This window comes from Rahnella sp. AA (genome assembly GCF_002834385.1).
Classification (GTDB): Bacteria; Pseudomonadota; Gammaproteobacteria; order Enterobacterales; family Enterobacteriaceae; genus Rahnella.
The window spans coordinates 104,100-129,269 of the sequence record NZ_PITQ01000007.1; the positions used below are offsets into that span (position 1 = coordinate 104,100).

At 52.6% G+C, this 25,170-nt stretch carries 23 protein-coding genes and 1 pseudogene; 15 read left to right on the forward strand and 9 right to left on the reverse strand.

Features of this window, described 5'->3' with window-relative positions; translation table 11 throughout:
* The first annotated feature begins 18 nt into the window (after positions 1–18).
* The 8 genes from infB (at position 19) to CWS43_RS17285 (ending at position 10,060) form a co-directional block, all read left to right on the forward strand.
* Positions 19–2,712, forward strand: a complete 2,694-nt coding sequence (gene infB, locus CWS43_RS17250) for a translation initiation factor IF-2 (RefSeq protein ID WP_101078323.1) — start codon at positions 19–21, stop codon at positions 2,710–2,712.
* A gap of 79 nt (positions 2,713–2,791) precedes the next feature.
* Entirely contained in the window at positions 2,792–3,205 is a 414-nt protein-coding gene (gene rbfA, locus CWS43_RS17255) for a 30S ribosome-binding factor RbfA (RefSeq protein WP_101078324.1), read from the forward strand.
* Entirely contained in the window at positions 3,205–4,149 is a 945-nt protein-coding gene (gene truB / locus CWS43_RS17260) for a tRNA pseudouridine(55) synthase TruB (RefSeq protein WP_101078325.1), read from the forward strand. Before rbfA ends, truB begins: the two co-directional genes overlap by 1 nt.
* 122 nt (positions 4,150–4,271) lie before the next feature.
* Entirely contained in the window at positions 4,272–4,541 is a 270-nt protein-coding gene (gene rpsO, locus CWS43_RS17265; RefSeq protein WP_014333706.1) for a 30S ribosomal protein S15, read from the forward strand.
* A gap of 273 nt (positions 4,542–4,814) precedes the next feature.
* A complete protein-coding gene (pnp, locus tag CWS43_RS17270) occupies positions 4,815–6,938 on the forward strand; it encodes a polyribonucleotide nucleotidyltransferase (protein ID WP_101078326.1) in 2,124 nt (707 codons plus the stop codon).
* A 129-nt stretch (positions 6,939–7,067) separates the two neighbouring features.
* A complete protein-coding gene (nlpI, locus tag CWS43_RS17275; RefSeq protein WP_101078327.1) occupies positions 7,068–7,952 on the forward strand; it encodes a lipoprotein NlpI in 885 nt (294 codons plus the stop codon).
* Positions 7,953–8,073: 121 nt separating this feature from the next.
* Positions 8,074–8,148 carry a protein YrbN gene (gene yrbN / locus CWS43_RS27795; RefSeq protein WP_223499600.1) on the forward strand — a complete coding sequence of 25 codons (75 nt, stop codon included), beginning with the start codon at positions 8,074–8,076 and terminating at the stop codon, positions 8,146–8,148.
* Positions 8,138–10,060: a DEAD/DEAH family ATP-dependent RNA helicase gene (locus CWS43_RS17285; RefSeq protein WP_101078328.1), complete on the forward strand. Its 1,923-nt coding sequence runs from the start codon at positions 8,138–8,140 to the stop codon at positions 10,058–10,060. Before yrbN ends, CWS43_RS17285 begins: the two co-directional genes overlap by 11 nt.
* Before the next feature lie 91 nt (positions 10,061–10,151).
* Here the strand turns inward: CWS43_RS17285 and CWS43_RS17290 are convergent, their stop codons facing one another.
* Positions 10,152–11,177 (reverse strand): luciferase-like monooxygenase, encoded by a 1,026-nt coding sequence (locus tag CWS43_RS17290; protein WP_101078329.1) that lies wholly within the window; start codon positions 11,175–11,177, stop codon positions 10,152–10,154.
* A 326-nt stretch (positions 11,178–11,503) separates the two neighbouring features.
* Here CWS43_RS17290 and CWS43_RS17295 point away from each other — a divergent pair, with 326 nt between their 5' ends.
* From CWS43_RS17295 to CWS43_RS17305, 3 genes are read left to right on the forward strand one after another with little or no spacing between them, the layout of a single operon-like run.
* A complete protein-coding gene (locus CWS43_RS17295; RefSeq protein WP_101078330.1) occupies positions 11,504–12,478 on the forward strand; it encodes an HlyD family secretion protein in 975 nt (324 codons plus the stop codon).
* The gene (locus tag CWS43_RS17300; RefSeq protein ID WP_101078331.1) at positions 12,475–13,647 is read left to right on the forward strand and encodes an ABC transporter permease; all 1,173 of its coding nucleotides are present in this window, start codon (positions 12,475–12,477) and stop codon (positions 13,645–13,647) included. The genes CWS43_RS17295 and CWS43_RS17300 overlap by 4 nt, the downstream gene beginning before the upstream one ends.
* Complete coding sequence (locus tag CWS43_RS17305; protein ID WP_101078332.1) at positions 13,644–14,807, forward strand: ABC transporter permease; 1,164 nt, start codon at positions 13,644–13,646, stop codon at positions 14,805–14,807. Before CWS43_RS17300 ends, CWS43_RS17305 begins: the two co-directional genes overlap by 4 nt.
* Before the next feature lie 54 nt (positions 14,808–14,861).
* On the opposite strand, the gene CWS43_RS17310 is transcribed toward CWS43_RS17305, so the two are convergent.
* Both CWS43_RS17310 and CWS43_RS17315 read right to left on the reverse strand, forming a co-directional pair.
* Positions 14,862–15,740 carry a U32 family peptidase gene (locus CWS43_RS17310; protein ID WP_101078333.1) on the reverse strand — a complete coding sequence of 293 codons (879 nt, stop codon included), beginning with the start codon at positions 15,738–15,740 and terminating at the stop codon, positions 14,862–14,864.
* A gap of 14 nt (positions 15,741–15,754) precedes the next feature.
* Positions 15,755–16,750: a peptidase U32 family protein gene (locus CWS43_RS17315; protein ID WP_101078334.1), complete on the reverse strand. Its 996-nt coding sequence runs from the start codon at positions 16,748–16,750 to the stop codon at positions 15,755–15,757.
* 315 nt (positions 16,751–17,065) lie between these two features.
* On the opposite strand from CWS43_RS17315, the gene CWS43_RS17320 reads away from it, so the two are divergent.
* Positions 17,066–17,587, forward strand: a complete 522-nt coding sequence (locus CWS43_RS17320) for an SCP2 domain-containing protein (RefSeq protein WP_101078335.1) — start codon at positions 17,066–17,068, stop codon at positions 17,585–17,587.
* A complete protein-coding gene (locus CWS43_RS17325) occupies positions 17,581–18,084 on the forward strand; it encodes a GNAT family N-acetyltransferase (protein WP_101078336.1) in 504 nt (167 codons plus the stop codon). Before CWS43_RS17320 ends, CWS43_RS17325 begins: the two co-directional genes overlap by 7 nt.
* Positions 18,085–18,128: 44 nt before the next feature.
* Here the strand turns inward: CWS43_RS17325 and CWS43_RS17330 are convergent, their stop codons facing one another.
* From CWS43_RS17330 to CWS43_RS17350, 5 genes and pseudogenes are all read right to left on the reverse strand, one after another.
* On the reverse strand, positions 18,129–19,247 hold the full coding sequence (locus CWS43_RS17330; protein WP_157825411.1) for an anaerobic sulfatase maturase: 1,119 nt from the start codon (positions 19,245–19,247) through the stop codon (positions 18,129–18,131).
* Entirely contained in the window at positions 19,247–19,606 is a 360-nt protein-coding gene (locus CWS43_RS17335; protein ID WP_101078337.1) for a DUF202 domain-containing protein, read from the reverse strand. Before CWS43_RS17335 ends, CWS43_RS17330 begins: the two co-directional genes overlap by 1 nt.
* Positions 19,596–19,946 (reverse strand): YidH family protein, encoded by a 351-nt coding sequence (locus CWS43_RS17340; protein WP_101078338.1) that lies wholly within the window; start codon positions 19,944–19,946, stop codon positions 19,596–19,598. Before CWS43_RS17340 ends, CWS43_RS17335 begins: the two co-directional genes overlap by 11 nt.
* A gap of 7 nt (positions 19,947–19,953) precedes the next feature.
* Positions 19,954–21,453 (reverse strand): sulfatase-like hydrolase/transferase, encoded by a 1,500-nt coding sequence (locus CWS43_RS17345; RefSeq protein ID WP_101078339.1) that lies wholly within the window; start codon positions 21,451–21,453, stop codon positions 19,954–19,956.
* Positions 21,453–23,164: pseudogene (locus tag CWS43_RS17350) on the reverse strand (solute:sodium symporter family transporter). Before CWS43_RS17350 ends, CWS43_RS17345 begins: the two are co-directional and overlap by 1 nt.
* A gap of 196 nt (positions 23,165–23,360) precedes the next feature.
* Here CWS43_RS17350 and CWS43_RS17355 point away from each other — a divergent pair.
* A complete protein-coding gene (locus CWS43_RS17355) occupies positions 23,361–24,218 on the forward strand; it encodes a helix-turn-helix transcriptional regulator (protein WP_101078340.1) in 858 nt (285 codons plus the stop codon).
* Positions 24,219–24,221: 3 nt separating this feature from the next.
* Here the strand turns inward: CWS43_RS17355 and CWS43_RS17360 are convergent, their stop codons facing one another.
* Entirely contained in the window at positions 24,222–24,524 is a 303-nt protein-coding gene (locus CWS43_RS17360; RefSeq protein WP_101078341.1) for a GIY-YIG nuclease family protein, read from the reverse strand.
* Positions 24,525–24,637: 113 nt separating this feature from the next.
* Between CWS43_RS17360 and CWS43_RS17365 the strand changes: the two genes are divergently transcribed.
* Complete coding sequence (locus CWS43_RS17365; protein WP_101078342.1) at positions 24,638–25,090, forward strand: YhbP family protein; 453 nt, start codon at positions 24,638–24,640, stop codon at positions 25,088–25,090.
* Positions 25,091–25,170: the final 80 nt, after the last annotated feature.

Below are 25,170 nucleotides of genomic sequence, written 5' to 3' on the forward strand. Positions count from 1 at the left end.
GTAGCAGGAAGGAACAGCATGACAGATGTAACTGTAAAATCGCTGGCGGCAGAGATTCAGACTCCGGTAGATCGCCTGGTACAGCAATTTGCTGATGCAGGGATCTCGAAGTCCGAAGCTGACTCTGTGACCCAGCAAGAAAAAGAAACATTATTGGCGCATCTGAATGGTGGAAACGCAGGTGCGACAAACAAACTGACGTTACAACGCAAAACGCGTAGTACACTGAATATTCCGAGCACCGGCGGGAAGAGTAAATCGGTGCAAATCGAGGTCCGCAAGAAACGCACTTATGTTAAACGTGATATGACCGAGGCAGAAATTGCCCAGGCCGAAGCGGAAGAGCAGGCGAAGCGTGACGCGGAAGAACAGGCACAGCGTGTAGCAGCAGAGCAAGCCCAGCGCGAAGCTCAGGAAAAAGCCAAGCGCGCCGCCGAAGAGCAAGCCAAACGTGAGGCCGCTGATAAAGCTAAGCGTGATGCAGCGGAAAAAGATAAAGTGACGAATCAACATACCGACGAAATAACCAAACCAGCTCAGGCAGAGAAAGCACGCCGTGAAGCTGAAGCCGCAGAGCTGAAACGCAAAACGGAAGAAGAAGCCCAGCGTAAGCTTGAAGAAAACGCCAAGCGCATTGCAGAAGAAGCCCGTAAAATGGCTGATTCTGGTGTCTGGACTGAAACTGTCGCGCCAAGCGAATCAGAATCAGCTGACTACCATGTCACCACTTCTACCCATGCCCGTGCAGCTGAAGACGAGAATGACGCCAAAGTTGAAGGCGAACGTCGTAGCCGTACCCGCGGTGGCAAAGCGACCAAACAGAAGAAAGGCAACAAGCTGTCCGAATCTAAAGCGGATCGCGAAGAAGCCCGTGCTGTTGGCCGTAATGGTAAAGGCAAACGCAAACCAAGCACTCTGCAACAGAGCTTCAACAAGCCTGTTGTTGCAGTAAACCGTGACGTTGTGGTGGGTGAAACCATTACCGTTGCCGAACTGGCAAACAAAATGGCCGTTAAAGGTTCTCAGGTCATCAAAACAATGATGAAACTGGGCGCCATGGCCACCATCAACCAGGTTATTGATCAGGAAACTGCTCAGCTGGTTGCTGAAGAAATGGGTCACAAAGTTATCCTGCGTCGTGAGAACGAGCTGGAAGAAGCGCTGATGAGCGACCGTGATACGGGCGCATCTGCTGCTGCTGAGCCACGTGCTCCGGTTGTCACCATCATGGGTCACGTTGACCACGGTAAAACTTCCCTGCTTGACTACATTCGCTCAACGAAAGTTGCTGCAGGCGAAGCCGGTGGTATTACCCAGCACATCGGTGCTTATCACGTTGAAACCGAAAACGGTATGATCACCTTCCTGGATACTCCGGGACACGCCGCATTTACATCAATGCGTGCTCGTGGTGCTCAGGCTACTGACATCGTGGTTCTGGTTGTTTCTGCCGATGATGGCGTGATGCCACAAACGATCGAAGCAGTTCAGCATGCGAAAGCGGCTGGCGTGCCAATCGTCGTTGCAGTCAACAAAATTGATAAGCCAGACTCTGATCCGGATCGCGTTCGTACCGAACTGTCTCAGTACGGCGTTATGCCGGAAGAGTGGGGCGGTGAGTCTCAGTTCATCCACGTTTCTGCGAAAGTCGGTACTGGTATCGACGATCTGCTGCAAGCCATCTTGCTGCAAGCTGAAGTCTTGGAACTGAAAGCTGTCCGCACCGGTATGGCAAGTGGTGTTGTGATTGAATCCTTCCTTGATAAAGGTCGTGGTCCGGTTGCTACCGTTCTGGTTCAGGAAGGTACGCTGAATAAAGGCGACATCATTCTGTGTGGCTTCGAATACGGCCGTGTCCGTGCGATGCGTGACGAAATGGGTCGTGACATTCTGTCAGCAGGTCCTTCAATCCCTGTCGAAGTGCTGGGTCTGTCCAGCGTTCCGGCGGCGGGTGATGAAGTAACTGTTGTTCGTGACGAGAAGAAAGCTCGTGAAGTGGCTCTGTACCGTCAGGGTAAATTCCGCGAAGTTAAACTGGCTCGTCAGCAGAAATCTAAACTGGAGAACATGTTCGCGAACATGACCGAAGGTGAAGTTTCTGAACTGAATATCGTTCTGAAATCTGACGTACAGGGTTCTTGCGAAGCGATTTCCGATGCACTGCAGAGCTTGTCTACCGACGAAGTGAAAGTCAAAATCGTGGGTATGGGTGTCGGTGGTATCACCGAAACTGATGCAACGCTGGCTGCTGCTTCCAACGCGATCATCCTGGGCTTCAACGTCCGTGCAGATGCTTCTGCCCGTCGTGTCGTAGAAAGCGAAAGCCTGGATCTGCGTTACTATTCCGTTATCTATAACCTGATTGACGAAGTTAAGCAGGCGATGAGCGGTATGTTGGCGCCAGAGTACAAACAGCAAATCATCGGCCTGGCTGAAGTTCGTGACGTGTTCAAGTCACCTAAATTCGGCGCAATTGCAGGTTGTATGGTTACTGAAGGTATGATCAAGCGTAACAACCCAATCCGTGTACTGCGTGATAACGTGGTGATCTACGAAGGCGAGCTGGAATCCCTGCGTCGCTTCAAAGATGACGTGGCCGAAGTTCGTAACGGCATGGAATGTGGTATCGGCGTTAAGAACTACAACGATGTGCGTGCTGGTGATGTGATCGAAGTCTTCGAAATCATCGAGATCAAACGTACTATCGCTTAACGTTTGCGAAGTAGCTGATATCCAGATGGGGGGCCTTGCGCCCCCTTATTCGTCTGGATCAAGTGAGGAGAAAAGCATCATGGCAAAAGAATTTAGCCGTACTCAGCGCGTCTCTCAGGAGATGCAAAAAGAAATCGCTATCATTTTACAGCGTGAAGTCAAAGACCCACGCGTAGGAATGGCGACAGTTTCAGGCGTTGAAGTTTCACGCGATCTGGCTTATGCCAAAGTCTTCGTGACCTTCCTGGACGTTCTGACCACTGACAATCACGATCCCGATCGTGTCAAAAATGGCATCAAAGCTTTGCAGGACGCATCCGGTTTCATCCGTACGCTGATCGGCAAAGCAATGCGTTTGCGTGTCGTCCCGGAACTGACTTTCGCTTATGACAACTCTTTGGTTGAAGGTATGCGTATGTCTAACCTGGTGACCAACGTTGTGAAAAACGATGCTGAACGTCGTTCAGCTGCAGGTGATGACGAGGAAGTATAATGAGTCGCCCACGTCGCCGCGGCCGTGATATTCACGGCGTTCTGCTACTGGACAAATCGCTTGGCTTGTCTTCCAACGATGCTCTGCAAAAGGTTAAACGTCTCTATAACGCTAACCGCGCAGGGCATACAGGTGCTTTGGATCCCCTGGCCACCGGCATGTTGCCGCTGTGCTTAGGTGAAGCTACCAAGTTTTCACGATTCCTGCTCGATTCCGATAAGCGTTATCGCGTTATTGCCCGTATGGGGCAGCGTACTGACACGTCTGACGCTGAAGGGGACATCATTTCTGAACGTGAAGTGACCTTCAGTCAGCAGCAACTGGATGACGCACTCGACAGCTTTCGCGGGGAAACCCAGCAAATTCCTTCGATGTATTCCGCACTGAAATACGAAGGGAAGAAGCTTTATGAGTACGCGCGCCAGGGCATTGAAGTCCCGCGTGAATCGCGCAGTATCACAGTGTATGAACTGACGTTCATCCGCTGGGAAGGTTTTGAAGTTGAGCTGGAAATTCACTGCTCAAAAGGTACTTACATCCGTACCATTGTCGACGATCTCGGCGAGAAGTTGGGATGTGGTGCACACGTGACTTATCTGCGTCGTTTGCAGGTCGCAACCTATCCTTCTGAGCGTATGGTCACCATGGAAAAACTCCATGAATTGATGGCTCAGGCTGAAGAGCAGGGCATAGAGCCTCGTCTTTTGCTGGATCCGTTGTTGCTGCCGATGGACAGCGCATGTGAAGACTTCCCGGAAGTGAATCTGCTGCCCGTGGTGGCCGGATATGTTAAACAGGGTCAACCTGTTCAGGCATCTGGTGCGCCGGCGAGTGGCATGGTTCGCATCACCGAAGGCGAAGAACGTAAGTTTATCGGTGTGGGCGAAATAGATGATGATGGCCGCATTGCGCCACGTCGTTTAGTCGTCGAATACACGGATTAAGCGCTCTCTGCTCACCTTGCGATCATATATAGCAAAGGGTAGAATAGCGCAGCTTATGCATTGGGTAGCTGAATTAGAGATCGGCTCCCGTTTAATTATCTATAATATTTTGGAGTAAGATTATGTCTCTAAGCGTTGAAGCTAAAGCTCAAATCGTTTCCGACTTCGGTCGTGGCACTAACGACAGTGGTTCTACCGAAGTTCAGGTTGCTCTGCTGACTGCTCAAATTAACCATCTGCAAGGTCACTTTGCAGAGCACAAAAAAGATCACCACAGCCGTCGTGGTCTGCTGCGTATGGTTTCTCAGCGTCGTAAACTGCTGGACTACCTGAAGCGTAAAGATGTAGCACGTTACACCAGCCTGATCGAACGTCTGGGTCTGCGTCGCTAATCAAGCGAGTTTCAGTGTAAAGGGGCCAATAGGCCCCTTTATTCTAGGAAGCATCAGCAAATCAGGTTACTGTATGGCTGCTGTTTCTATTGCTATTCTAAGAACATGAACTTCCGTTACAGATGTTTTCGCGCGGCTAATGAGAGACTTTATTGCCACAACGTCAGGCCAATAAGGATTGTCATTAGTCGCGAGAATGTAGTGAGAAGCTCGGATATTTATCGGTGTGAACTGCTGTCATAACAGCTGCGCGCCACAAACAAGGATATTACATTGCTTAATCCGACTATTCGTAAGTTCCAATACGGCCAGCACACCGTTACGCTGGAAACCGGCATGATGGCTCGTCAGGCCACTGCAGCTGTTATGGTTAGCATGGACGACACCGCGGTATTCGTTACCGTTGTTGGCCAGAAAAAAGCGAAACCAGGTCAGAGCTTCTTCCCGCTGACGGTTAACTATCAGGAGCGTACTTACGCTGCTGGTCGTATCCCGGGTAGCTTCTTCCGTCGTGAAGGCCGTCCAAGCGAAGGCGAAACACTGACTTCCCGTCTGATTGACCGTCCGATCCGTCCTCTGTTCCCGGAAGGTTTCCTGAATGAAGTTCAGGTTATCGCGACTGTGGTTTCCCTGAACCCACAAGTTAACCCGGACATCGTTGCGATGATCGGTGCATCTGCTGCCCTGAGCCTGTCTGGTATTCCATTCAGTGGCCCAATCGGTGCAGCTCGCGTAGGTTACATCAACGACCAGTACGTTCTGAACCCAACTGCCGATGAGCTGAAAACCAGCCGTCTGGATCTGGTTGTAGCGGGTACTCAGGGCGCAGTTCTGATGGTTGAATCTGAAGCCGAAGTGCTGAGCGAAGATCAGATGTTGGGTGCGGTGGTATTCGGCCATGACCAACAGCAAATCGTTATCGACAATATCAACGCTCTGGTTGCAGAAGCGGGCAAACCTAAATGGGAATGGCAGCCTGAAGCTGTTAACGCTGAGCTGCACGCTCGCGTTGCTGCGCTGTCTGAAACCCGTCTGGGTGATGCTTACCTGATCACTGATAAACAAGATCGTTACGCTCAGATCAATGTCATCAAATCTGACGTTGTTCAGGCTCTGCAAGCTGAAGACGAATCTCTGGATGCGGGCGAAATCTCCGACATCCTGGGCAGCATCGAGAAGAATGTGGTTCGTAGCCGTGTTCTGCGTGGTGAGCCACGTATCGATGGCCGTGAAAAAGACATGATCCGCGGTCTGGACGTGCGTACTGGCGTTCTGCCACGTACCCACGGTTCTGCGCTGTTCACCCGTGGTGAAACTCAGGCTCTGGTTACCGCAACTCTGGGTACTGCACGTGATGCGCAGAATCTGGATGAGCTGATGGGCGAGAAGACTGATAGCTTCCTGTTCCACTACAACTTCCCTCCGTACTCTGTAGGTGAAACAGGTATGGTTGGTTCGCCAAAACGTCGTGAGATTGGCCATGGCCGTCTTGCTAAACGTGGCGTGCTGGCAATGATGCCAAAACCAGAAGACTTCCCGTACACCGTACGTGTAGTTTCTGAAATCACCGAATCCAACGGTTCATCTTCAATGGCTTCTGTTTGTGGCGCTTCCCTGGCCCTGATGGACGCGGGTGTTCCGATTAAAGCCGCTGTTGCGGGTATCGCAATGGGCCTGGTTAAAGAAGACGACAGCTTTGTCGTTCTGTCCGATATCCTGGGTGATGAAGATCACTTGGGCGACATGGACTTCAAAGTGGCCGGTAGCCGCGACGGTATCACCGCGCTGCAGATGGACATTAAAATCGAAGGTATCACCCGCGAAATCATGCAGGTGGCTCTGAACCAGGCTAAGGGTGCGCGTCTGCACATTCTGGGCGTGATGGAACAGGCTATCAGCACACCACGTGGCGATATCTCTCAGTTTGCTCCACGCATTCACACTATCAAGATCAGCCCGGACAAAATCAAGGACGTGATCGGTAAAGGTGGTTCTGTGATCCGTGCTCTGACTGAAGAAACTGGCACCACTATCGAAATCGAAGATGACGGTACTGTGAAAATCGCAGCAACCGACGGCGAGAAAGCGAAATACGCTATCCGTCGTATCGAAGAGATCACTGCAGAAATCGAAGTGGGTCGTATCTATCAGGGTAAAGTGACCCGTATCGTAGACTTTGGTGCGTTTGTTGCCATCGGCGGCGGTAAAGAAGGTCTGGTTCACATTTCTCAAATCGCTGATAAGCGTGTTGAGAAAGTGACTGATTACCTGCAGATGGGCCAGGAAGTTCCGGTTAAAGTTCTGGAAGTTGACCGTCAGGGTCGTGTGCGTCTGAGCATCAAAGAAGCTACCGCACCCGCTCAGGACGAAACAACTGAGCAACCTGCAGCAGAATAATCTGTAACAGAAGTTTTACAGCTCCTTTCCAGCTGGACGGGAGCTGTTCGTCTCATGAACGCAGGATGCGTTTGTGTTAAGCAAGCGGATGACAGGACGTTCATCCAATGTTTGTCTCCGGGAGTAGAAATGAAGCCTTTCTTGCGCTGGTGTTATGTTGCGACAGCACTTATGTTGGCAGGATGCAGCAACCATGATTGGCGTAAAAATGAAGTTCTGGCGATTCCGTTGCAACCGACGTTGCAGCAGGAAGTCATCCTGGCACGCATGGAACAAATACTTGCCAGCCGGTCATTGACTGATGATGAGAGAGCACAGCTATTATATGAGCGCGGTGTGCTGTATGATAGTCTCGGGCTAAGAGCACTGGCGCGAAATGATTTTTCACAAGCGCTGTCTATTCGTCCTGATATGCCAGAAGTTTTTAACTACCTGGGGATTTACCTAACGCAGGCAGGCAATTTCGATGCTGCCTATGAAGCGTTTGATTCTGTACTAGAGCTTGATCCAACTTACAACTACGCGCGTTTGAACCGAGGTATCGCACTGTATTACGGTGGCCGATTCTCGTTAGCGCAGGATGATCTGCAGGCGTTTTATCGAGACGATCCAAATGATCCCTTCCGTTCGTTATGGCTTTACCTTGCGGAGCGAGAAATCAATCCGAAGAATGCCGAAGTAGCGCTTCAACAGCGTTATGACAAAGCGGACAGAGGGCAATGGGGATGGAATATCGTCGAATTCTACCTGGGCAAGATCAGCGAATCTACGCTGATGGAACGCCTCAAGGCAGAAGCAACGGATAACACTTCGCTCGCTGAGCATCTCAGTGAAACTGACTTCTATTTAGGTAAGCATTACCTAAGTCTGGGGGACAAGAACAGCGCCGCGGCACTGTTCAAACTGACGGTAGCTAACAACGTTCATAACTTTGTTGAGCACCGCTATGCATTGTTGGAATTGGCGCTTTTGGGCCATGAGCAAGACGACCTATCAGAATCGGACCAGCAATAGCTGACGACACCAATCAGCCTTTTTAATCATGGTATTCACCATTTTTAAGCGCCTTAACGGGCGAGGGTTGCTTTGTTCGTTTTATAATCTAATTTGAGCCGGTTCACACTTTTCAATGAAAATGACTGAAAATTTTCTCGACGAGTTATGTAGACTGGCTGCCATTATTAATGAGGCACGTGTACATGACTACTGAGCTTGAAACCTCTTTTGCTGACCTGGGGCTGTCTGCTCCGATCATTTCTGCCCTGACTGATTTGGGCTACGAAAAACCATCACCAATCCAGGCTGAGTGTATTCCTCACCTGTTAAATGGCCGCGACGTTCTGGGTATGGCTCAGACAGGTTCCGGTAAAACCGCAGCGTTCTCTTTACCGCTGCTGCACAACATCGATGCTTCACTGAAAGCACCACAAATTCTTGTTCTGGCACCCACCCGCGAACTGGCGGTTCAGGTTGCTGAGGCAATGACTGATTTCTCTAAACATATGCATGGCGTGAATGTGGTTGCCCTTTACGGCGGCCAGCGCTATGACGTTCAGCTGCGCGCACTGCGTCAGGGTCCACAAGTTGTTGTAGGTACCCCGGGCCGTCTGCTGGACCACCTGAAACGCGGCACCCTGAACCTCTCTAACCTGAGCGGTCTGGTGCTGGACGAAGCTGATGAAATGCTGCGTATGGGCTTCATCGAAGACGTCGAAACTATCATGGCGCAGATCCCGGCTGAACATCAGACCGCGCTGTTCTCTGCAACCATGCCAGAAGCTATCCGTCGCATTACCCGTCGCTTCATGAAAGAGCCTCAGGAAGTGCGTATCCAGTCAAGCGTGACAACGCGTCCGGACATCAGCCAGAGCTACTGGTCTGTATACGGCCTGCGTAAAAACGAAGCGCTGGTTCGTTTCCTGGAAGCAGAAGATTTTGATGCGGCGATCATCTTCGTTCGTACCAAAAACGCAACGCTGGAAGTGGCAGAAGCACTGGAACGTAGCGGCTACAGCAGCGCTGCACTGAACGGTGACATGAACCAGGCACTGCGTGAGCAGACTCTGGAACGTCTGAAAGATGGCCGTCTGGACATTCTGATCGCAACTGACGTGGCAGCACGTGGTCTCGACGTAGAACGTATCAGCCTGGTTGTTAACTACGACATCCCGATGGACTCAGAATCTTACGTTCACCGTATCGGCCGTACCGGTCGTGCAGGTCGTGCAGGTCGCGCATTGCTGTTCGTTGAGAACCGCGAACGTCGTCTGCTGCGCAACATTGAACGTACAATGAAGCTGACCATTCCAGAAGTTGAAATCCCAACTGCAGAAGTTCTGGGCGAACGTCGTCTGGCTAAGTTCGCAGCAAAAGTTCAGCAACAACTGGAAAGCAGCGATCTGGATCAGTACCGCGCTCTGCTGGCTAAACTGCAACCTGCAGAAGAGCTGGATATCGAAACGCTGGCCGCTGCACTGCTGAAAATGGCACAGGGCGAACGTCCTCTGATCGTTCCTGCTGATCAGCCGTTCAAAAGCCGTCCACCACGTCGTGAATTCGAAGATCGTGGCGACCGCGGTGACCGTGGCGATCGTCGTGACCGTCCGGCGCGTAACAGCGACCGCCCTGCACGTGATGGCGACAGCCCACGTCGTGAGCGTCGTGACGCTGGCGATATGGAACTGTATCGTATCGAAGTGGGCCGCGATGATGGTGTTGAAGTTCGCCACATCGTTGGCGCTATCGCTAACGAAGGCGACATCAGCAGCCGTTATATCGGTAACATCAAACTGTTCGGTACGCACTCCACTATCGAGTTGCCAAAGGGTATGCCGGGCGAGATTCTGTCTCACTTCACCCGTACCCGTATCCTGAACAAACCGATGAACATGCAGTTGATCGGTGATGCGCAGCCACAGGCTCCGCGTCGCGACCGTCCGGCAGGTGCTGGTGGTGAGCGTCGTGGTAACGGTGCTCCGCGTCCGTTCAATGGCGAACGTCGTGAAGGTGGCCGTGGTAACGGTGCTCCACGTTCTTTCAATGGCGACCGTCGTGAAGGTTCTTCAGCAGCCGGCGACCGTCGTCCGCCAAGCCGCGCACCACGTCGTACTACTGACGCATAATAGTCTGACTTCAGTTCGCTGAACTTCAGATAATAAAAAACCAGCCTTTTTAACGGGCTGGTTTTTTTTCGTCTGCCATTTACCGCAACGTTTATCCGATGCGCTGTTCTTTCACCAAATCGCCCTGCAACTGAGAGACGATTTCGAATGAACGCAGGCGTGCTTCATGATTAAAAATCTGCCCGTTAATCATCAGCTCATCGGCTTCGGTTTCGCGCAAAATGTTTTGCAAACCCTGACGAATCGACTCTTTATTGCCGACGACTGACATCCGCAGTGCATTATCTACGCCAAAGCGTTCTGACGCTGACCACAGGCTTTCAATGTTATCGACCGGTGCCGGTAATTTCCCCGGCATGCCGCGGCGTAAATTGATGAACTGCTGCTGGTTCGACGTAAACATCCGCTGCGCTTCTTCGTCTGTATCTGCGGCAATCGCATTGATACACACCATTGCATACGGCTTTTCGAGCTGCGCGGAAGGCTGGAATTTACTGCGATAAATTGCCAGCGCCTGATACAGCATGTCCGGCGCAAAGTGCGATGCAAAGGCAAACGGCAGGCCAAGTGCGGCGGCGAGTTGCGCGCTGTACAGGCTGGAACCCAGCAGCCAGATTGGCACATGCAGGCCCTGACCCGGAACCGCCTGGACGGCTTGCTGCGGCTGTACGTCGCCGAAATACATCTGCAATTCCTGAACATCCTGCGGGAAATTATCAATCTCCCCGGAAAGATGACGGCGCAGCGCAACCATCGTGCGCTGGTCAGTCCCCGGTGCGCGACCCAGGCCAAGATCGACACGGTTCGGATAGAGCGTCGCCAGCGTCCCGAATTGTTCAGCAATCACCAGCGGCGAATGGTTTGGCAGCATCACGCCACCGGAACCCACGCGGATAGTTTTCGTCCCGCCCGCAATATAGCCCAGCAAAACGGACGTCGCTGCGCTCGCGATGCCGGTCATGTTGTGGTGTTCTGCCATCCAGTAGCGCTGATAGCCCCATTTCTCGGCGTTTTGCGCCAGACTCAGAGAACATTGAAAAGCCTTCGCCGGATCAGCACCTTGCGGGACGGGTGCCAGATCGAGCACGGAAAGGGGAACGGTGTTTTTATCAGACATAATCACGGCTCACTCGTTGATGATGAGGAGGGGAAAGGGTGCATTCCGCTCATAATTAAACCGAGTATTACCCATTACGTGTTCATTGAATACGGCATTTGTGCCCTTAATTTCTGTTTAAACATGCTTAAATTAGATTGAAGTCACCTAGACTATAATTTTAGCCAATATGTTGTTTTGTGTTAAAAAGTCTCTGTTCATCCCGCTATGATTTCATTGAAGTAAAAAATGCGCCTGAAAGGGCCGCGAAAGCAGGCAGGGACAATGATGGAAGGGAAAACCAATGCCGGTAAATAATTCAGGCGAACAAAAAGGACGTGGTATCAATGAGTAAACGAATGTTATTAACCCTGCTGCTGGTGGCGGTTGTGGTTTCTTTGGCTGTTTTATTTCGTGCGCATAACGAAGATCTCCTGCTTCAGGGCGAAGTCGATGCGCCTGAAGTCATTGTCGCGTCGAAAGCCAAAGGCCGCGTGATTGAACGTCATGTCGAACGTGGCGATGACGTAAAAGCAGGGCAGTTGCTGATTACTCTCGACAGTCCGGAAATGATGGCGCAGCTCCGTGCGCTGGAAGCCGCACGCGATCAGGCCAAAGCACAGCTTGAACTCTCTGTTAACGGGACGCGTGAAGAAAGCATCCGTAACCTGAAAGCGACGCTGGCGCAATCTCAGGCCGAGTATGTTAATGCCCGCGACCTCTATAACCGTAATGCCAAAGTTGCTGCAAAAGGCTTTATTTCCGCTTCTGATTTAGAAGACTCCCGCCGTGCTCGCGACAGCGCTTATGCACAGGTTTTAGTCGCCAAAGCCAATCTGGACGAAGGTGTTAATGGCGATCGCGTGGAGCAGCGCGCAAGCTATGCGGCTCAATTGCGTCAGGCGGAAGAAGATTTGCTGGAAGTGAAAGCGCAGACCGATGATTTACAGGTTAAAGCACCGGTGGACGGCGAAGTCGGACCTATTCCGGTAGAGGTCGGCGAGTTGCAAAGTGCGTCCAGCCCGTTGCTGACGTTAGTCCGTCTGCCTGATGCCTATTTCGTGTTTAACCTGCGTGAAGACATTCTGGCGGGCGTGCGTAAAGGCGACAAAGTGCAAATGCGCGTGCCTGCGCTAAATAATGAAATGATTGAAGCCGAAGTGCGTTATATCGCGCCGCTCGGTGATTACGCCACCAAACGTGCAACGCGCGCGACCGGTGACTTCGATCTAAAAACCTTTGAAGTTCGTCTGTATCCTGCCAAACCGGTTCCCGGACTGCGCCAGGGCATGAGCGCGCTTTGGCAGTGGAAGGCGAAGTGAAGCCGGTTAAAGCGCCGCGCAGTGAAAGGATAAAAGCCGCATGGCGCTGTTTCAGTCGTGCTTTTACCCGCGAGGCAAATTACGCCTTTCGTAAGCCAGTGATCCACTGGCTGTGCTGGATTTTCCCTTTGCTCCTGTTCGGCCTGATCAGCAGCAATTTCTCGGAAGGTACCTTGCTGGATTTGCCCGTTTCAGTGGTGGATAACGATCACAGTACTTTATCCAAAACGCTGACCCGCAAACTCGACGCAGGTTCTCATGCGCACGTTCAGGCCTTTGAAGGCGGATTACCGGAAGCGGAATACCGTCTGCGCACCGCACAGGATTACGCATTATTGTATATTCCGGTGAACTTCGAAGCCGACGTGTTGGCCGGTAAACAGCCGAGTGCGGTCCTGTATTACAACGCCCTGTTTTACGGTGCCGGGTTGTATTCCACGCAAGATTTCAGCGGGCTGATCACTGAACTTAACACCAGCTACCGGTCGATTATCGCGACGGAAATCGGCAAAACATTGCCGTCACTGGCGAGCGTCGATCTCTCTTACGGCAGCCTGTTCAACGCCAGCGGCAGCTACATTTACTACCAGCAATTCGCCGCCACCATCCACCTTTTGCAGCTTTTCACCGTTACCTGCATGATTTACGTGATGGCGCGCAGTCAGGCGCTGCTCAGTGCGCCGTCATTTACGCTCGCGCTGCTCGGTAAACTTGCGCCGTACACGCTGTGTTTCACCACCTTGCTGATGGTGGAAATCGCCATGCTCGTGGGCTTTTTCGATGCAAGGGTCAGCGGTAATCCGTTGTATATGCTGGTGATCGGCTTCTTTTACGTGATCGCCGCGCAAAGCCTCGGCCTGCTGTTGTTTACCTTCACGAAAACGACCATCACCGCCTACACCATGATGGGGATTTTCGTCAGTATCGCACTGACCTTCTCCGGTATGGCCGTTCCGGTGTTATCGATGCCGCTGCCGGCGCGCATTATTTCCGGTATCGAACCCCTGAGTTACGCGCTGGCGGCAATGTTTGACGTTTTCCTGCGTCAGGTATCGCTGCGCGGCATTCTGATGGTGTGCTGCATTCTGCTGATTTATCCGCTGCTGACCGGTGTGCTGGTGCGTAAGCGTCTGTATATGCGCATGAAGCAACAGGAGCCAGGACAATGACCCGTCGCGAATGGTTCAAAACCTGGTGGGGAACCTTCAGCAAAGTGCTGACCGGTTTGCTCGATAAACCGATGTGGATGATGCTGCTGCTTTCGCTGTGCGTGATGAGCCTGGTTTACGCTAACCGTACCGTCTGGGATCTGCCGGTCGCCGTTATCGATCAGGATCACAGCACCGCCAGCCGCATGCTGACCCGTCAGCTGGACGCCACGTCGAAAGTTGAAACTAATCACTACGATAATCTCGCCGATGCCGAACGCGATCTGGCGTTGCGCAAATTGTTCGCGGTGATCATCATGCCGGTGGATCTGGAGAAGAAGATCCTCGCCGGTGAAAACATCGTGATCCCGGTTTATGGTGATGCCACCAACCGTCTGGCGAACGGGCAAATCCAGCAGGACGTGCTCGCGGCGTATCAGGCGATCCTCACGCAATACAACACGGATTTACTGCTCAGCAACGGTTTCAGCGAGCGGCAGGCCAGCGTGGTGTTGTCGCCGATTATCGGGCAGTCGCTGGATGTCTTTAATCCCGGCATCAGCTTCGCGGCGATTATCTTTCCCGGTCTTCTGGTCATGTTATTACAGCACTCACTGCTGATCGCCAGCGTGCGTGTCAGCATTGTGCTCAACAGCGGGCCTTCCGGGAAACCGGCAATACCGGCCTTTCTCGGCGGGATTTCCGCGCTGATCCCGGTCTGGTTATTCCTGTCGATTGTCCTGTTCGTCTTGTGGCCGTGGGTGTTGGGATACCGGCAGACGGCCAGCATTCCTGAAATTCTGCTGCTGACGTTCCCGTTTTTACTGGCCGTCCTAGGATTAGGCAAACTGGTCACGGAATGCCTGCGCAGCGTGGAACTGATCTACCTGACGCTGGCCTTTGTGACGACGCCGGTCTTTTACATTTCCGGCACCATCTGGCCGTTGCAGGCGATGCCCGCGTGGGTCAGGGCAGTTTCTTCGATGCTGCCCTCGACCTGGGCGACCAAAGCGATTGCGGGGGTGAATCAGATGGGACTTCCGTTTAAAGACGTTGGCGGAGATATCATGATGCTGTTGATACTTTGCGTTTTTTACACGTTTATTGGAATTGCGGTGGGCATGCTGCGCGACGGTGTTCGTCTGCGGGCCATGTTCAGACCAAAACACCGAAATTCGTGATCAAAAAAGGGATAGGGCCGTAAAGCCATATCCCTTTTCACAAACCCGTTGCCGTCAGTGGCGTAATTCAAGCCCGGCGACGCGTTGCCAGTAGCCGTTGCAGTCGGCTCTGTCGGTGAGCGTCAGCGGATGTAGCCCGCGTTCATTGGTGCGGAATGCTTCCAGCGTGGTAAGGGTGTCCATCGTTTCCGGTGACAGACGAACGATATCCACCAGCCCCTGCATCGACGTCAGTTCATTGCCCAGATTGTAGCAATAGCCACTTTGCGTCTGGATGCCGTTGAGCACAAAGACCTGCTGGTTTTCTTGTGACATCATTTTGCGGCCCTGCGGATAATTAATGCAGCAGGTTTCGCATTCATCCTTTGCCCGGTTTTCTGAACGGGCGGTGAAGCAGCGCGCCGAATAGGCCAGCGGAAGATGCCCGTACGACAGCACTTCGACTTCAAATTTATCGCGGATACCCAGTTCCTGACACTGATTCAGCAGGTTCACCAACCAGTCGCGGGAAAGCTCGACGGGCATACACCAGCGCATCATGCCCTGCTTCTGCAGTAACTTCAGCGTGACCGCGTTATAGCAGTTCAGCGCGTGGCCGGCGACAAACGGCAGATTGCGCTCGGCGGCCATATTTACAGCACCAAAATCATTGGCCTCCAGCAAAAACTCGCCGTTCTCCACATAACGTTTCAACTCATTAAGTTCAGACGGCGCCTGCAATAGCGCGAGCGTAGAAATAACGACCTGTTTGCCGGTGGCCGCCAGTTGGCGCGCAATTTCCAGCCAGTTGTTGACTTTCATTTCCCGGCGTTTAGTACAGACATTTTCGCCCAGATAAATGATATCGGCGCTGCTTGCCGCGGCAGCCTGATAAAAATCTTCTACCTGTGCTTTCGGCCAGTAATAAAGGATGGCCCCTAAAGAATATTTCATGATCGTCTCTTTGATTACTGCCACTTACGGTGATAGGCGCCGAGCGTGGTTTGCGTACCCTCAGACATGGAACCCAGCGTATTCATCCAGGCTTCATCGGTTTTGAAACTTTGCGGATCGGCCATGCAGCGGTCTATTGCCGCCCGCCAGACACGCGCTACCTGGCTGACATACGCCGGGCTGCGCTGGCGTCCTTCAATCTTCACCGAGGCAATATTGGCCGCGAACAGTTCCGGCAGTAACTCGAGTGTATTCAGGCTGGTCGGTTCTTCCAGTGCATGATATTTCGCACCATCCACCAGATAGCGGCCTTTGCACAACGTCGGATAACCGGCGTTTTCACCTTCTTCATAACGATCAATCAGTACATCATTCAGGCGGGATTCCATACCCTGCGCGGTCTGTTGCCAGCGGACAAAGCGCGCAGGCGAGCAGGCACCGACGGTATTGGGTGATTCGCCAGTCAGATAAGATGATAGATAACAACGGCCTTCGGCCATAATGCACAAGCTGCCAAACGCAAACACTTCCAGCGGGACGACTGTCGTGCGCGACAGCTGACGCACCTGATGCATGGAAAGCACACGCGGTAAAACCACGCGGGCAACGTCAAAATTATTTTTGTAGAATCGGATCGCTTCGTCATTCGTCGCCGAAGCCTGTACTGAAACGTGGCGTTCGACGTGGGGATATTTATTCGCGGCGTAATCGAGCATGGCAATATCGGCAAGGATCAGTGCATCCGCACCGAGCTGCGCCGCCATATCTACCGCACGCTCCCAGCGCTGATAGCCGTCAGGGTGCGCAAACGTATTGATAGCGATATGCAATTTACGGCGGTGGCGGTGAACGTAATTTGCCGCCTCCTGCAATTTCTTCTCCGTGAAGTTCAGGCCTGCAAAGTGGCGTGCGTTGGTGTCATCTTTCAGGCCGATATAAACCGCATCCGCACCGTTATCGATGGCCGCTTTTAGTGCAGGTAAATTCCCTGCCGGGCAAAGTAGCTCCATTCTCGTTCCTTACTGCAACCGGCCAGCCAGGGCTGAAAGGTTGGGGGTGATGAAAAGCCAGTTGCCGACGTCATTGATTCATCAGTCAGGGCTTTGATTGGCGAACTATTCTAGAGAAGCAAGGGAAGCAATATTTTGATTTGAGGCAGTTTCTGCGGCGTTGAAAGGCCTGCAACCCTCGGAGAGGTTGTACGCGAGGTTTTTCTGTTGCAGTATTTATTGATGTAGACCGCTGAACGTTACTGGCGATGTGGCAAAATAGTATGAATCGTTGCCCACAAACCGCCGAAAAAGTTACCGAAAGGAGTAGTGCCAGTGTTGCAAAAACTACGTGCACGTATGGTTCGTCAGGGGCCATCCCTGTTGAGTGTGCCCTTAAAATTCACGCCCTTTGCGTTGCAGCGTCAGGTTTTACAACAGGTGCTGAGCTGGCAGTTTCGTCAGGCACTGGCCGATGGCGAGCTGGATTTCCTCGAAGGGCGCTGGTTGAAAATTGACGTCAGCGATCTGACCCTGACCTGGCTGATGTCAGTGGAAGAAGGCAAACTGATGATCGCGGAACATGGTGACGCCGACGTCAGTTTTAGCGGCAATGCCAATGACCTGATTCTGATTGCCGCGCGAAAAGAAGATCCGGATACGCTGTTTTTCCAGCGTCGTCTGCGTATTGAAGGTGACACCGAGTTGGGTTTGTACGTGAAGAATCTTATGGATTCTATCGATCTTGATACTATGCCGCTGCTGCTGAAAAATGGTCTGCTGCGCCTGGCCGATTTCGTCGAAGCGGGACTGCAAGAGGACCGCGAGCCGAAAGCTCCGGTAGCCGAGCCATGCTGATTCGCACTGAAATTCCGGTCGATGCTGCAGGTATTGACCGCCTGCTGCGCGCGTCATTTCCTGGCGGCGCAGAAGCTGATTTGGTACAGCAATTGCGCGAAGACGGCTTGCTGACGCTGGGCGTTGTCGCCACCGACGACGAAGGCGGCGTGGTGGGGTACGTAGCCTTCAGCCCGGTCGATATTCAGGGCGAAGATCGCAACTGGGTGGCTCTGGCACCGCTGGCGGTCGAAGAATCCCTGCGTCATCAGGGGCTGGGCGAAAAACTGGTTTATGAAGGGCTGGATTCCCTGAATGAATTTGGTTATGCCGCGGTGGTTGTGCTGGGCGAGCCGTCCTATTATGGCCGTTTTGGTTTCAAACCTGCTGCCGCTCACGGTTTGCATTGCCGCTGGCCGGACACCGAAACCGCATTCCAGCTCTTTACGCTGTCTGAAGATGCACTTAACGATGCTGACGGGCAGGTGGAGTTCTCTCCGCCGTTTGACCGGTTCTGAAAAAGAGTGAGTGATCCCCTGAAGCGGAGAATGTCTCCGCTTTTTTATTTCTGACGTAAAAAGGCCATCAGCTCCGCAGGAGGCCGTTTCCGGCGCAGCAAATCTCTCATCATTTGCATGTAGGGCGCGGTGTATGTGAAAAAGGCGTAATAGCTTTTACACAGATAGCTTTTTGCACCCTGATGACGATGCTTCGGGCAATCTCCCTGGCACAATTTCAGCACCGGGCACGTCTGGCAGTCCATCGGTAATAGCCGTTGTTTATTTTCACCGAAACGGACAGCGGCTTCACTTTCATTGAGTACGGCAATGGCCGTCTGATGCAGGTTGCCCAGTTTATATTCGGGATAAACGTAGTGGTCGCACTGATAAACGTCACCGTTAGATTCCAGCGCTAAAGCATGTCCGCAGGTGGCGCTGAAGGTGCACATTTGCGACGGATACCCGCTCCATACGGCGAGCGTGGAGTCAAAAATCTGCACAAACACTTTCCCGATATCTTCCTTAACCCATAGCGCAAACACGTTATTCAGAAACTGCCCGAAGCCCTCTTCGGACACGGACTCTTTGCTGATAACGCCGTTCTGATCATGTTCAACCAGCGGGATAAATTGCAGGAAAGGCGTGCCCAGCGTTTTCAGATAGCGGTATAACCGTGCCGGTTCAGCGCTGTTTTTTCTGTTTACTACCACCAGCACGTTAAATTCAATGTGATGCGCGCGCAGTCTTTCAATGGCCGCCGTTACGAGGTGGTGCGTCGGTTTACCGCTGCGGGTTACGCGATGCGCATCGTGTAAATCCGCCGGACCATCTACAGAAATCCCCACCAGCCAGTGATTTTCCTGCAAAAACTGGCACCAGGCGTCGCTGAGCAAAATGCCGTTAGTTTGCAGGCTGTTGTGAATGGTTTTGCCACTGGCATAACGCTGCTGGAGTTTCACTGCGCGCTGATAAAATGGTAATCCGGCCAGCGTCGGTTCGCCGCCTTGCCAGGCGAATTCCACCGTATTTCCTGGCTGAGCGGCGATGTGCTGGCGGATAAAAGCCTCCAGCGTCGCATCATCCATCAGCGGCTGCTGTGGCTTTTCCAGATAAAAACAGTAACGGCAGTCAATGTTGCAGCGTGAACTGGCCGGCTTTGCCATCACATGGCATCCGCGCATTACGATCCTCCCGGTAAAAACAGAAAATGCCCCAAATGAAATGCGGTAAACAGCAAGGCCAGAAAACACACCGCCAGCACAACAGATAATTTGGCGAGCAGGGCATCAGGCTGTGAATAATCGCAGATCCGGCTGTCCATCAGATTACGCAATCTCGCATAACGGTACAGCACGACAACGAGGGCCGCCAGCACCGCAAAAATCAGCCAAAACCACGGGCTGCTCTGATGCGAATTATGGCGCAACATCAGGAGCAGCAGGGCGCTGTAGCTGAGCAATGTGCGAAACCATGCCAGCGATGTCCTTTCCGGCTGAAGCCCCGGATCCGCTATCCTGCGCTGTAACCGGCTAAAGGGCACAAGTCACCAGCAACATCACCGCAACGGCGATCAGCGCCACCATCAGGCTGATCATTTGCAGGCTGCGGGTGTAAGGCAGATCCTGGCGCAGGCGCATAGCTTTTTCATTGCGCAGCCAGCGGATATAACCGCAAACCGCCAGCATTGCAGCAAAAAGGCATAGCAACAGCGATATTGCGGCGCGTATGTGCGGTGTGGCGAGATCGGGTGCCAGCTGATCCAGCCCGACGCCGGCGGCCAGAAATCCCAGCGCGGTGCGGATCCACGCCAAAAAAGTACGTTCATTTGCCAGAGAGAAACGGTAATCCGGTGCCTCTCCGGTCTGTGCGATTTTTAACATCCTGTCCTCAGAATTTCTGTTTTTTATCTTCCACTTTCACGCCCTGCGTGGGCATGCCGGTATCGTAATCACGCACCACTGGAGAATATCCGTCCTCCGGGCGTGGTCGGAAAGCGCCCATCCAGCGCGGTCTGGCCTCCTTGCGCCACGGACGGCACGACCACTGATAGCTGCGGAAGGGGTCGCGGATTTTATCCATATAGTCCATCAGCTGATCGTGCAAGGTGTTGCGGATGTCAGCGTAATCCGGGTTGTCGATCAGATTATGCATTTCATTTTTATCGTTGTGGCGATCGTAGAGTTCGTCGCTGGTGAACAGATTGAGCACGAATTTATAACCGTCCGTCACCCAGCCGCGTACCGGGATAAACCCCCCGAAGCTGTCGTGTTCAATCTCGTAACGGTTAAATTCCACCATCACCCCACGTTGTGGCTGGGCGTCGAAAACCGATTCACCGGGCAAAATTGCCGGCTTATCGATGCCCGCCAGCGCCATCAGCGTGGGCAATACGTCGGAATGGCTGACGGGCGTATCGACCTGGAGTGGAGTTCCCTGCCCGGCGGGTGGCACAAAAATCAGCGGGATGCGGGTGATATCGTCATACATCGCGGCACCTTTGCTGATCAGCCTGTGAGCGCCCATCATTTCGCCGTGATCCGAGGTATAAATCACCCAGGTATTTTCACGCTGGGCCGGCGTCAGTGCGGCCACGACGCGGCCAATTTCATCATCAACAAAATCGTTGCAGGCAAAATACAGCGGATGATGATATTGCCCGTCAGCGCCCACCGGTGATGGCATGGCATCGGCCCACAGGCGGTGATGCTGCGGCTTACCGGCCAGCGAGTCCTGTGCTTTTTCCGCCAGGTCGTAATAAAAATCCTCATACTTTTCAAGATACTCAACCGGGCAGGTGAACGGGTGGTGCGGCTCATCATAGGAAATCACCATCAGAAACGGTTCTTCTCCGCGCTGCGGCTGCGCCAGAAAATTAATCGCACGGTTGCTGATCCGGTGTGCCCAGGTAAAGGTTTTATCGATGCCGTTTTCCCGCAAATCTTCCACGCTGTTCAGGCCATTGCGCCAAAGGCCAATCTCTTTTTCCGTCAGCTCTGCCAGATAATTGGCTCCATCGAACCAGTATTCGTCGTCCCACTCCGGCGGGCAGACGCCGGTTCCGAAATAGTCGTGCCCGTCGAGATGCCATTTGCCGATATAACAGGTTTTGTAGCCTGCATCCTGAAAGTAGCGCCCCATGGTCGAAATGTTTTTACCGGGCGCGACATTGTTGGTCCAGGGGCCGGACTGGTTGGAGTAAATGCCCGTAAACAACCCCGCGCGCGCGGGGGTACAAACCGGCGCGCAGGTATAAGCAGAATTAAACCGGATACCGGACTCCGCCAGCGCATCAATATTTTGCGTATTCAGCGGTTTACCGCTGTAACAACCCACCATATTGGTGGCCTGCGTATCAGTCATAATAAACAAGAAGTTAGGGCGTTCCATTACTTGTTCCCCGGTTCAGAAGTGTAGATAACGCTGGCCGCCGGGCGCTGACGCCAGCGGTGAATGCACAGATAAATCACCACTGCGGCGGCGGTCAGATAACTGATCAGCGTCAGCCAGCGTGTCGGGTAGCCGCCAAATTGTGCCAGCCCGAATAAACCCCAATCATGGCAGCCAGCACGCCGACGGAAGCTATTTTTACCGGTCGCCACGGTTGCATATCGACGGCAAAAGCGTCGCGGAATCTGAACGGCGTGGCGCGGGGTTTGAGCCAGCCAATGCTGAGCATCAGCAGAACGTTAATGCAAAATGTGAAGAACAGAACGTAGAGAAAATGCAGCTCGAACGACACCAGATAGTGGATCACGACATAGCTGCAAATCCCGAACAGCAGTGCGGCTTTGGCTGCTACCGGCGGGATACGCGGGAAGAAAAAACCCATGATCACAATCGTCACCAGCGGCACGTTGTAGATGCCGTTGAGCTGTTTCATCCAGCTGTAAAGCCCTTCCGGCGCATTGGCTATCCACGGCGCGACGATCACCGACACCACCGCGACAACCAGCCCGAACCGGCGGCCGACGCTCACCAGCTTTTGAGGTTCGGCCTGCGTGTTAATCACGCGGTGATAAATACCGTAGCTGAATAATGTACAGGCGCTGTTGAGGAACCCGTTGAATGCGCTCATGATCGCGCCAAACAGCACGGCTCCGAAGAACCCGACGAGCGGTAACGGCAGCACCTTATTCACCAGCGCCGGATAGGCCATATCGGCTTTCGGCAACTGCGGGAACAGATGAAAAGCAATGACACCCGGCAGTACCAGAATCAGCGGGTCGAGCATTTTCAGCACGGCCGTCAGCAGCGCCCCTTTTTGCCCTTCGGCCAGGCTCTTCGAGGCCAGCGTGCGTTGCACAATCCCCTGATTGGTACACCAGTAAAACGTGTTCACCAGGATTAGCCCGGTCAGCGCGGCGCCAATCGGCACCGGATCATGACTGCCGCCGATGGAGTTGAGACGTTCGCTATGAACTGTCGTCAGTTGCTGCACGCCGTGCAGGAAATTTCCGTCGCCCATCACCATCAGGCCGAGCACCGGGATCATCAGCCCGCCAATTACCAGCCCGATGCCATAAATCACATCAGCAATCGCGATGGCGCGCAGCCCGCCAATCACCGCATAGCATATTCCGGACAATCCCAGCAGGCTCACCATAAACCAGATGGCGGTGCCTTCGGAGACGCCAAATGCCTCACCCACGTGGAACAGGCTGTTGAGCGCCAGCGCGCCGGAGTAGAGAACAATTGGCAGAAAGCAAATGCCGGTGGCAATGAGAAAGCAGCAATCGACGAAAATGCGCGTGCTTTTGTCGTACCGCTCTTCGATAAAATCGGGGATGGTGGCGATGCCGCGTTGCAGGTATTTGGGCAGGAAAATCAGGGCAAGGAAGATCAGCGGAATGGCTGAAATCACTTCCCATGCCATCACGGACATCCCGCTTTTCCATGCCTGACCGCCCAGCCCGACCAGTTGTTCGGTGGAGAGATTCGTCAGCATCAGGGACGCGGCGATCACCGGCGCCTTCAGGGAGCGTCCGGCCAGAAAGTAACCTTGCTGGGACCGGGTGTCGGTTTTACGCAATTTCCACCAGGTAATTAATGCCACCAGGAGTGTAAAAGCGAAAAAGCTTAAAATTTGCTGAACATTCATTTCACGGCCCTTATTTATGCTGATGATCTGGTATGCCGCAGCGTTAAAATGCAATATGCAGGCCCGGAGATTATTTTATTTTTCAGTGTTTTTCAGCTTTCTTTATTAACGGACCGGCATTGATCACGCCCTGCGGGTAAAGAGTGGTCAATAATGACGGCAGGACATACGCATCATTCTCTGACGGCGAAATAAAATGAATGGAAAAATTGACGGCTGGCATGTAAAAAACGAAACGACATACAATATCCCGCTGGTTCTTGCTGAAAATGTGATCTCAAGCGGTATATCGCTTATCTCTCTTTGGCATACGCTTGCCGATAAAAGTTATAAGGTGATATGGCCGCAGGACAAAAGGAAACCGTTGATTGAAAATTCGTGGGTTGCTGTCTATACCCTGCAAGGCTGCGGCAAGATCACGTTAAAGGATGAATCGAGCATCACGCTCAACGGCAATTGCGTGATATTTCTCAAACCCACAGAAATAAAGTCTTATCACTGTGAAGGTTTGCTCTGGGAGCAATACTGGATGGAGTTTATTCCAACGGGCATCATGGAAATTCCTTTATCACAACAGGCTATAATCTATAACGGTGAGCTATTTAATCAGGAACTCAATCAGGTAACAGAATTAATTAACAGCGGTGTCGATTTAAATAAAAATCTGGCGGTCGCCTTTATTACTAAGTTAATTTACCAGTGGGTTTGCCTGATTGCTCAGACCGGCGTGAAAGGCCAGCAGCTCAGGCAGATGGAAAAACTGCTTTCACTTATTCATACCGATATTCAAAAACGCTGGACGGTGGCGGAGATGGCGCAATGGATGCAGTGCAGCGAGCAGTATTTACGACGTTTATTTCTCAAATACACCGGGAAAACGCCGAAAGAATATTATCTTGATGCCCGGCTTGGGCTGGCGCTCTCCCTGTTCCGTCAGGGGAATTACAGTGTCAGCCAGGTTGCGGAACTGCTCAACTTCTTCGATTCATTCCACTTCAGCAAAGCGTTTAAACAAAAATTCGGCTATGCCCCTTCCTCGGTGAAACCGGAATAACGACTATGGGCGCGCGGCCAGTGATTCCAGATAATGCTCCAGATTTTCCGGCAGACGGGAAACCAGCAATTCTTTCTGGGATTTGCTCAGCTTTTTGACCCGGATTTCCAGCTTTGACGCCAGCGAACGATTGCCCGCTGCGCAGTGAAACACTAACTGCAACTCACCTTTTCCGCGCAAGGCTTTCGCCCCTTTCCCCGACTGATGCTGGGCCAGACGACGCGTCACGTCGGTCGTGATGCCGGTGTACAGCGCACCAGCAGGGGTTCTCAGCATATATAAATACCAGCCTGATGTAGCGGACATAGTCTCGTGGTGTCTGGAAAGTTTGTGTAAGTTTACCCGAAAGGCACAATAGAGTGAGGCAAAACATTGATATGGAGCGTTAAACTGGGGGAAACGAAAATAAGGATCCTATGATGAATAACCCCGATGACCTGAAACATATCCTGAAATTTCTGACCAAAAATCATTTGCTGGCGCTGTGTGCCGCTGCTGAAGGTGAGATGTGGAGCGCCAACTGTTTTTACGTCACCGATACTGACAGCATGTCGTTGTATTTCATGACTGAATTGAAAACCCTTCATGGCACACTGATGGCGAAATCGCCGCAGGTTGTCGGGACGATCACCCCGACACCGAAAACGGTCGCGCTGATTAAAGGGATCCAGTATCGCGGTGAAGCGATGATATTAAGTGGTGAAGAAGAGAGCAAAGCGCGGCATCTCTACTGCAAACATTTCCCGGTCGCGATCGCCATGAAGGCACCCGTCTGGGCGCTGCAACTGACTCAAATAAAGATGACAGACAATGCGCTGGGCTTTGGGAAAAAGCTGCAATGGGAACGTGAGTCGTCTGACAATCATCAGTAACAGGAACTGTCTTATAGCGTGATATTAACATTCGGGTAACACTCATTCTGTCTGACTGAAAACATCGTGCGAAAGCCGTT